The sequence below is a fragment of the Microbacterium sp. genome (assembly GCF_029263575.1).
Taxonomy (GTDB): domain Bacteria; phylum Actinomycetota; class Actinomycetes; order Actinomycetales; family Microbacteriaceae; genus Microbacterium.
The window spans coordinates 1-8,801 of sequence record NZ_JAJUFV010000125.1; the positions used below are offsets into that span (position 1 = coordinate 1).

Annotated in this window: 9 protein-coding genes and 2 pseudogenes; 6 read left to right on the forward strand and 5 right to left on the reverse strand. The window is 66.1% G+C overall.

The genetic code is table 11. The features are described from left to right. From Q1J95_RS12000 to Q1J95_RS12010, 3 genes and pseudogenes are all read right to left on the reverse strand, one after another. A pseudogene (locus Q1J95_RS12000) lies at nt 1-345 on the reverse strand (cation-transporting P-type ATPase); the annotation flags it as partial. Next, complete coding sequence (locus Q1J95_RS12005) at nt 342-701, reverse strand: metalloregulator ArsR/SmtB family transcription factor (RefSeq protein WP_029153952.1); 360 nt, start codon at nt 699-701, stop codon at nt 342-344. The pseudogene Q1J95_RS12000 and the gene Q1J95_RS12005, both read right to left, overlap by 4 nt. 417 nt (nt 702-1,118) lie before the next feature. Next, on the reverse strand, nt 1,119-1,700 hold the full coding sequence (locus Q1J95_RS12010) for a recombinase family protein (RefSeq protein ID WP_300267831.1): 582 nt from the start codon (nt 1,698-1,700) through the stop codon (nt 1,119-1,121). Nucleotides 1,701-2,222: 522 nt separating this feature from the next. Here Q1J95_RS12010 and Q1J95_RS12015 point away from each other — a divergent pair. From Q1J95_RS12015 to Q1J95_RS12035, 5 genes and pseudogenes are all read left to right on the forward strand, one after another. Beyond that, nucleotides 2,223-2,521 (forward strand): annotated as a pseudogene (locus tag Q1J95_RS12015) (DUF1003 domain-containing protein). After that, nucleotides 2,518-3,234: a VIT family protein gene (locus Q1J95_RS12020; RefSeq protein ID WP_300267833.1), complete on the forward strand. Its 717-nt coding sequence runs from the start codon at nt 2,518-2,520 to the stop codon at nt 3,232-3,234. The pseudogene Q1J95_RS12015 and the gene Q1J95_RS12020 overlap by 4 nt, the downstream one beginning before the upstream one ends. Nucleotides 3,235-3,307: 73 nt before the next feature. Beyond that, nucleotides 3,308-4,729, forward strand: a complete 1,422-nt coding sequence (locus Q1J95_RS12025; RefSeq protein ID WP_300267835.1) for a ferric reductase-like transmembrane domain-containing protein — start codon at nt 3,308-3,310, stop codon at nt 4,727-4,729. 14 nt (nt 4,730-4,743) lie between these two features. Next, nucleotides 4,744-5,241 (forward strand): FMN-binding protein, encoded by a 498-nt coding sequence (locus Q1J95_RS12030; RefSeq protein ID WP_033105318.1) that lies wholly within the window; start codon nt 4,744-4,746, stop codon nt 5,239-5,241. Then, the gene (locus Q1J95_RS12035; protein WP_033105317.1) at nt 5,241-6,080 is read left to right on the forward strand and encodes an FAD:protein FMN transferase; all 840 of its coding nucleotides are present in this window, start codon (nt 5,241-5,243) and stop codon (nt 6,078-6,080) included. Before Q1J95_RS12030 ends, Q1J95_RS12035 begins: the two co-directional genes overlap by 1 nt. On the opposite strand, the gene Q1J95_RS12040 is transcribed toward Q1J95_RS12035, so the two are convergent. Continuing rightward, nucleotides 6,071-7,048 (reverse strand): HAMP domain-containing sensor histidine kinase, encoded by a 978-nt coding sequence (locus Q1J95_RS12040; RefSeq protein ID WP_033105316.1) that lies wholly within the window; start codon nt 7,046-7,048, stop codon nt 6,071-6,073. The genes Q1J95_RS12035 and Q1J95_RS12040 overlap by 10 nt on opposite strands. Then, a complete protein-coding gene (locus Q1J95_RS12045) occupies nt 7,045-7,758 on the reverse strand; it encodes a response regulator transcription factor (protein WP_300267839.1) in 714 nt (237 codons plus the stop codon). The genes Q1J95_RS12040 and Q1J95_RS12045 overlap by 4 nt, the downstream gene beginning before the upstream one ends. Nucleotides 7,759-7,942: 184 nt before the next feature. On the opposite strand from Q1J95_RS12045, the gene Q1J95_RS12050 reads away from it, so the two are divergent. Then, nucleotides 7,943-8,596: an alpha/beta fold hydrolase gene (locus Q1J95_RS12050; RefSeq protein ID WP_300267840.1), complete on the forward strand. Its 654-nt coding sequence runs from the start codon at nt 7,943-7,945 to the stop codon at nt 8,594-8,596. The last annotated feature ends 205 nt before the right edge of the window (nt 8,597-8,801 follow it).

An 8,801-nucleotide genomic window follows, 5' to 3' on the forward strand; every position in this document is an offset into this window, starting at 1 on the left:
GAACGCCAGAGCTGCAGCCTCCTCCACGTAGCCGAGGATGACCGCACCGATCGCGCTGATCGTCATCAGCAGCCCGATACCGAGCTTGCCCTTGAACAGTTTCCGGATCGCGCCGGGCGTGAACGTCGACGCGCCCCGGAGCAGACCGGCCCAGAACAACACCAGCGCCGGGATCTCGAGGCCGGACCATTCGAAGATCAGACCGGCCAGGAATGCGACACCGGAGAAGACCGGCACCATGATCCCGCGGTCCCTCCACCAGGGCCGCTCCACCTCTTCGGTCTCATCCTCCGCCGCAGTGGCAGGCTGGGCAGGCTCGTGCTCGCAGCCACACGCCGCACTCACGCGTCCGCCCCCGTCCCACAGCAGCCAGCCACCGTGCACGCAGAGTCCACGCACGGCGCGTGCTCATCGACCGCCAGCGTCACGTCCACGAGCGCGACGAGCGCAGCCGCAAGATGCGGGTCGGCGATCTCGTAACGGGTCTGGCGACCCTCCGGCTCGGCAACGACAATCCCGCAGTCACGCAGGCAGGTGAGATGGTTCGACACGTTCGAACGCGTCAGCTCCAGCTCACGAGAGAGCACAGCCGGGTAGCTCGGTCCACCGAGCAGAGACATTAGGATTCGGGAACGCGTGGGATCGGCCATGGCCCGGCCGAGCCGGTTCATGACATCGAGGCGTGAGGAAATAGTCAGCACACACTGAACTATACAGTGATTGATGACCTATTGGAACGGCTTCACCCCAGGCCACATCTCTGGGGACTGGGTGTAAGTACATCCGGCTCACACCCCACCGAATACGCCTACCGAAACCCGCTTACGGCGCACGTTTCTGGCATTCGATCTGGTGTGCCTTCACTCACCGCGCCGCAAACGATCGTTTTCGGTGTGCTCTAACCGTTGCTAATTTCCGCCAAAGCGTTGGGCGGTGCGTGTGCGTTGAGGTGTCGCACAACGCTACGGTTACGGGGCGTCTCATCGGATCAGGAGACAGCTGTCATTGTCCGAAGTCGTCGGCACAGCTGGCCCTAGCAATCCGGGCATTGTGCTGGGGACTGTGGACAACGCCCGATCTGTACTGGTGTGCACAAACCGACACTTTGCGGTCGAGTGCTAATCGGTGAGTGCTCTTGACCGGCGGTAGAAGGTTGCGCGGGACATTCCGAGGTCGCGGGCGACCTGTGCTGTTGGCTGGCCGCTTTGTACGAGGTGGAGGGCGTTGCGGATCTGGCTGTCCGTGACTCGCTGTCGGCGTCCGCCGAGATCCTTGCCGGCGATGCGTCGTTTGCTGATCGAGTCAACGATGCGCTCGCGCTTGATTTGGTGTTCCATCTGCGCGAGTGCTGCCATGACGGTGAACAGCATCGACCCCATCGGCGTGGACGTGTCGACGTCGCCGCCTCCCAGGTTCAGCACGCGCAATCCTGCGCCTCGAGCGTGGAGCTCGTCTGCGAAGGCGAGCATGTTCTGTGTCGATCGGCCCAACCGATCCAGTGTGGTGATGACGAGGGTGTCGCCGGTTTCGATTGCTTCGATCGCGCGATCGAATTGGGGGCGAGATGCGCGGGCACCGGAGACTCCGTGATCGGTGTACAGATCATCTCGGCGGACGCCCGCAGCCAGAAGGTCTGCTTCTTGGCGATCCGTTGACTGCTGACGGGTGGACACTCGTGCGTAGCCGATCAGCTTTGCCATTTCAGGGTTCTCCAGGTGTCTCGCAACTAAGGGTGTGTACTCGTATCTTGTCAATCACTTGTGAGACATAGTTGTGAGAATCGCCGAGCCTGGGAAACTCGCGAACCATGTCAGTGTCCGAAGTCCTCAACACTCAGGCAGATGAGACGTCTCGTATCCCTAGCGTTGTGCGACACCTCAACGCACACGCACCGCCCAACGCTTTGGCGGAAATTAGCAACGGTTAGAGCACACCGAAAACGATCGTTTCTGGCGCGGGTGTCACTTGGTTGCCCGGGCGGTCGCCGCTATTGGGAGCCGGAACCCCGTTCTGGCAGGGGCCTTCGGCTGCTGCCGCGGCCGGACCTGCTAGCGGTCGAGCTGAGGGTGCGTTCGTGGTGGGCGTACTCTTGCCCGATGACCCGACCGCTCACGAATTGGCATTCCGCGCACGCAGAGCAGCTCACTCGTGGGGAGCGTGCGGCTGACCGGCTCCGCAACGGCATGGGCTCCTGGTTCTTCATCGGCGGATTCGTCGTGTTCATGATCGTGTGGGCCGCAGTCAACGTCACGGCCGTCACATGGGATCCCTACCCGTACATCCTGCTAACCTGTTCCTCAGCATGCTCGCCGGTCTGCAGGGGGCGATCCTGCTGATCGCGGCGAAACGCCAGGACGCCATCGCGGCGGCCCTCGCCGAGCACGACTACGAGACGAACCTCGCAGCGAAGCGGGAGATCGAGGAGCTGATGGGAATCAATCGGATGCAGCTCGACCTCCTGCGGGAGCTTCGTCGGGATGTGCCTTCCATCGCCGCGCCGGGAGAGGGAGCGGGACGATGATGTCGGCGACGCATCCGGGTGAGCCCCACCGCGGCGACCTCGCTGGGCGGCTCAACTGGCTCAGGGCCGGGGTGCTCGGTGCGAACGACGGCATCGTGTCGGTCGCGTCGCTCGTCGTCGGTGTCGCGGGGGCGACGACCGATTCGGCGACGCTGCTTGCGGCGGGTGTCGCCGGCCTCGTCGGTGGGGCGATCTCGATGGCGCTCGGGGAGTACGTGTCGGTGAGCAGTCAGCGAGACAGCCAGCGGGCTCTGATCGAGAAGGAACGAGGCGAGCTGGCCGATGATCCTGCGACCGAGCTCGAGGAGCTGGTGGGCATCTATCAGGCGAAGGGCCTCCGCCCGGCGACCGCGCGCCTCGTGGCGGAGGAGCTCACCGCGCAGGATCCGCTGACCGCGCATCTCGAAGCGGAACTAGGCATCACGGAGAACCAGGTGGTCAGTCCGTGGGCGGCGGCGGGGGCCTCCGCACTTGCCTTCGCACTCGGAGCGCTGCTTCCGCTCTTGGCGATACTGCTCCCGCCTCCCGAGATCCGGGTGCCGGTCGCTTTCGCGGTGGTGCTGCTGGCGCTCGCGCTGACCGGATTCCTGAGCGCGAGGATCGGCGGGAACCCCGCGCTGAGGCCCACGATCAGGGTGGTGCTCGGTGGGGCGATCGCGCTGGTGGTCACGTTCGCGATCGGCACGCTGCTCGGGACGAGTGGCGTTGCCTGAGAGACAGCTATGAGTTGCCTATCGGGAGCCGTTCCTTAGACCTGTCTCAGAGTCGGCGCAGCACGATTCCCCTATGACCACTCTGACGACGAGACCGCGTGCTTCCGTCCCCGCCGCTTCCCCTGAGCCACGGCGGGCAGCCCACGGCCGCGCGCAGCTCTGGCGTGCAGCGGCGATCACGGTGATCTGGGCGACCAGCCTGTTCGTCGTGGCTCTGTGGGTCGCCGGTGGTGGAGTGACCGCAGTCCTGGGGGTCAACGCCGAGACCATCACGTCGCTCGGACGCCTCACCGGGCTGGTCGCGGCGAACCTGTTGCTCTATCAAGTGCTGCTGATGGCACGCGTCCCGCTGTTCGAGCGCGGATTCGGTCGCGACGGGATCACGCGGCTGCATCGCTTCGTCGGATTCTGGTCGTTCTGGTTGATGGGCGCGCACATCGCGCTGCTCGCGGTGGGCTACGCGATGGCGGCCGGCATCAACCCGCTCGTCCAGCTGTGGAGCTTCATCTGGGACTACCCGGGCATGCTCCTAGCCACGGCCGGCACGCTGCTGATCCTGCTCGTGGTCGTCACCTCCATCCGGCGTGCTCGTCGTCGCCTGCGGTACGAGTCCTGGCATCTCCTGCACCTCTACGCCTACCTGGGCGTCGGGCTCGCGCTGCCGCACCAGCTGTGGACGGGCGCCGACTTCCTGTCCTCGCCGATCGCGACCGCCTACTGGTGGTCGATCTGGGCCCTCGCCGCGGGATCGGTGCTGGTGTTCCGCATCGGGATGCCGCTGCTGCGGTCCACACGTCGTGCGCTGCGGGTGGCAGGGGTCGAGGCGGACGGTGCTCGGGGCGTCACCATCCGAGTCACGGGTCGCGACCTTCCGACGCTCGGTGCCCGGGCCGGTCAGTTCTTCGTCTGGCGATTCCTCGACGGGCCCGGCTGGACCCGCGGACACCCGTTCTCGCTCTCCGCTGCGCCGGGAAGCGAGCTGACATTGACCGCCCGTGTGGTGGGCGACGGTACACGACGCCTCACCGCGCTGCGCTCCGGCACCCGGGTCATCGTGGAAGGACCATACGGGGAGATGACCGGCGAGCGGCGGACCGGGACGAAGCTGCTCATGATCGGCGCCGGCGCCGGGGTCGCACCGCTCGTCTCGCTGCTCGAGACGGAAGGCTACGGACCAGGAGACGCGATGCTCATCACCCGGGAGTCCGCCGCAGAGGACGCTCTTCGACAGGAGGCCATCGCTCACCTCATCAGCACCCGTGGCCTGAGCTACCTGCCGTTCATCGGCCCGCGATCCTCTGGCGCATCGAGCTGGATTCCCGCCACGCACGAGGCATGGTCGGGCGCAGATCTCCTCCACCACCTCGTGCCGGAGCCGAAGGACCACGACGTGTTCATCTGCGGCGCTGAGGCCTGGATGAAAGACCTCAGGCGCGACCTGGTTGACGCCGGGTTCCCCGCCCATCGCATCCATTCCGAATCGTTCACTATCTGAGCAGGGAGACGGCCATGAAGAAGATCCTCTACACGCTGCTCGCGACCGTCAGCGGCCTCGTGCTGCTGTTCAGCTACCGAACGTCTCTGGAGGCGGTCACCCCGACCGACGCCAGTGCGGCGACAGCGGGCAGTTCGTCGACGACCGCCGACACCGGCGCGAGCGGCTCGGGAACCACGTCGAGCTCAGGAACCACGTCTTCGAACTCGGGAACCACGTCTGCCACCGGCCTCGCCGACGGAACCTACACCGGCACATCGTCGCAGACTCGCTACGGGCCGGTGCAGGTGCAGATCACCGTCTCGGGCGGACGGATAACGGATGCGCAGGCGGTCGACTACCCGAACAGCAACGGCCGGGATCGGCAGATCAACGGCACCGCGATCCCGAGGCTCGTCTCGGAGACGATCCAGGCTCAGAGCTCGAAGATCCAGATGGTGTCCGGCGCCACCTACACGAGCGATGGCTACCTCTCGTCGCTGCAGAGCGCGATCGACCAGGCGCAGAGCTGATGCGTACCGCGAATGAGGGGACGCGGGCCTGGGTCGAAGAGATCATGGGCATCCCGATGAGCATCCACCTGATCGGCCCGGAGGAGACGACCGACGCGGGCGCCGACCGGGCTGTGCAAGCATGCTTCGACGAACTGCGCGAGATCGATCGGGTGTTCTCGACGTATCGCGCCGATTCCGACATCAGTCGCATTCGCCGCAGTGAGCTCGCTATCGCGGATGCGGACAGCAGGATGTCGCTGGTCGCAGATGCCTGCGAACGCGCCGAACAGGACACCGGCGGACTGTTCTCCGCCCGGTGGCGCGGATGGTTCGACCCGACCGGATACGTGAAGGGCTGGGCCGTGGAAGCAGCGAGCCGTCGGCACCTCGAGCCGCTGCTGTCAGCTGCGACCGCGGTCGGGATCAACGCCGGCGGAGACCTGCAGCTGTTCACGGCGGCGGGAGTCGACTGGCGATGGCAGGTGGGAATCGCCGACCCGCACGACCGTAGCCAGATAATCGCGGTGATCGACGTGGTGAACGGCGCGGTGGCGACCTCAGGGACGGCGGAGCGCGGGCATCACATCCTCGATCCGCGCACCGGCCGCCCCGCGACGGGTGTCGCGTCGGCCACGATCGTGGCCGACGGTCTCACACAGGCGGACGTCTGGGCGACCGCTGCTGTGGTGGCCGGTCCAGCGGACCGCTCGTGGATTGCGGCCGCGGGATCCCGCACCGGCATCGTCGTCGACGATGATCGTCGGGTGACCCGCTGGCTCGGCACCACGATGGTTGATGTGCAGACGACGACGGCCGGTGCGCAGCCGATCGGGGGATGCGCACTCGTTCAGGGATGAGCCGGCAGTGTGAGCAGGAAGGTCGTGCCGGATGTCGTCGATCGTTCGACCTCGATGGAACCGCCGGCACGGCGGGCGACATCCCGCACGAGTGAGAGACCGAGACCGAAGCTGCGGGGGCGTCCACTCTCGCGCGGACGCGCGAACCGCTCGAAGACCTGGTCCGGGGAGATGCCCTCGATCCCGGAGCCCTCGTCGATCACGCGCACCGTCACGTTCCGGAGGTCTCTCCCGATGTGGATCGAGACAGTGCCGCGGGCGGGGGAGTGCTGCACTGCGTTGTCGAGCAGCGCGACCAGGATGCGGACGAGCGTGACGACCGGCAGCTGCACCTCCGCCTCCTGATCCACCGTGATCGTGAGCGAGACCTCGGAGTCCTGTGCGCTCGTCGTCACCGCGGCTACGGCTGCGGCTGCCGCTGTCGCAACGTCCGCGTTCCCATCGGGAATCGATTCCCCCTCCGCAGCGATCAGCAGATCGTTGAGTACGTCGGCCATCATGTCCGCATCGTGCCGGAGGTCGGTGAGGCCCGCCCCGATATCTTCGCCGCGATCGTGACGGCGTTGCAGTACCTGGACGCGGCTTGTCAGTGTCGTCAGTGGCGTGCGGAGCTCGTGACTCGCGTCGGCCACGAAGTTCCGCTGCCGACGCAGCGCCTCCCCGAGCGGGCGGACCGACCGTCGCGCGGCGACCGCGGCGACCACCCCGAGCAGCACCACGCCGATCAACCCGAGGATGATCACGGTCGGCACGACCACGTCGATGTCGACGATGAAGTCGTCTCTCGTCCCGGCGGGACCGCCGACCCAGCCGCCGCCGTGCTCCTCGCCTTCGCGGCGTGACGTGGAGAGCACCACGGCGATCAGCACTCCGATGCCGATCGCGACGATCACCCCGGACGAGATCCCGACCCAGAGCCCGATGGACAGCGCTGCGCGTCGCACCCGCCTCGTATCGGCGTCGCTCATGACGGTGTTCCCGCACGGTAGCCGCGCGCGCGGACGGTCTCGATCATGTCGGGAGTCGTCTTGCGCCGCACATAGTGCACATACGTATCCACCGAACTCGTCGTGTCTCCTTCATGGAACACGGCGCGGAGGATCTCGTCCCGACTGAACACGTGCTCGGGGCTGGTGCTCAACAGCTCCAGGAGCGCGCTCTCCGTCGCCGTCAGCGCCACTCGGATTCCAGATGGATCGTACGCGGCCTGGGCGTCCGGCGTGAACACCCACTCCCCGAGTCGCCGACGCTTCCCATCAGCCCGGAACGCCCGTCGTAGCGCACGAAGGCGCGCCAGTAGCTCGTCGTAATCGAAGGGCTTCACCAGGTAGTCGTTCGCTCCGCCGTCGAGACCGGTGACACGATCGTCCACGGTGCCGAGCGCGGTCAGCATCAGGATCGGGGTCGTGATGTGCGCGGTACGCACGGCACGGATGAAATCCACACCGTCCATGCCGGGCAGACGTCGATCGACGACCATCGCGTCGTACCGCCTGCTCAGCGCGAACCGGAGCGCGGTCTCGCCGTCCGAGGCATGCTCGACGTCGTACACCTCTTCCAGCACTTCGACCGCCAGCGCAGCGATCTCCGTGTCATCCTCCACATAGAGCAGCGAACCGCGTGGCCCCTGTGCCGAGTCGCCCATGGTCGTCGTCCCGTCTTCCGCGATCGAGACCATCAGCGTACGCCCGGCGCAAACCGGGTCGGGTAACCCGGATAATCTTCCGCATGCCGTTGTCCGTCACACCAGAAACGATCGTTTGCGGCGCGGTCACTCCGCGCGCTTCGGGAGGCGCACCGCTAACGATTGCCGTAAGCCGGTATTGGCAGGGGTTTTCGGAGGCCGCGAGTACCCTGGGCGGATGCGAGTGTATGTTCACGGCGCGGGCCGTCAGGGCCGCGACGCTTGGCCCTCGATCCCGAACGACCGGGAGTCGCGCTTTGCGAGTCTTGACTTCACCGGACCGATGGACGAGAACGTTGCATCTCTCGCAGCGCTCACTCCGCGCGATGCGGTCGTGTTCGCGCATTCCGCCGGCGCCGTGCCCGTGTTTCTGGCTCTACAGGCACGTCAGATCGCCGCGCGTGCAGTCGTTCTCCTGGAGCCTGGCCTCTATGACGTCGTTAGGGGTGTCCCGGTGATCGAAGATCACATCGAGGCGATGACGCGCGCCCGAGCCCTTTCTCGGAGTGGCGACCTGTTCGGTTACTGGTCCATCGTCCGGCCGCTCATGTTCGGAGGCCCCGCCGATCGTTCTCGCTGGGACGAAGAGCGGGAGGCAGCCGCGAGATTCGAAGCGAAGCAGCCCCCGTGGGGGTTCGGGGTGGAAAGCTCCGCGATCAACGGAGTGCCCACCCTTGTCGTCACGGGAGGGTGGAATGCGGAGTACGAGGCGATAGCGGGCGTCTTGGTACGAGAGGGCGCAGAACACGTTCAGCTCGCCGGCACGAACCACAGGCCGCAGGATCATTCAGGCTTCGTCGACGCAGTCGACAGGTTCCTCGCCAGCCTATGAGCGGGCCGCCGAAATCGATCGATTCCGGCGCTCACGCCGACGATGATGATCAAGTGCGCGACACGCCGAAGCGTGAGCCGCCGAACCCCCCCACCGAAACTTAACCGCGCCGAAACGCGTGTGGTAGGTATTCGGCGGAGCGCCGGACAACTGCTCTCGACGTTGGATGCGTCGATCACGATTACGTCGGAAGGTCCGGAACGAA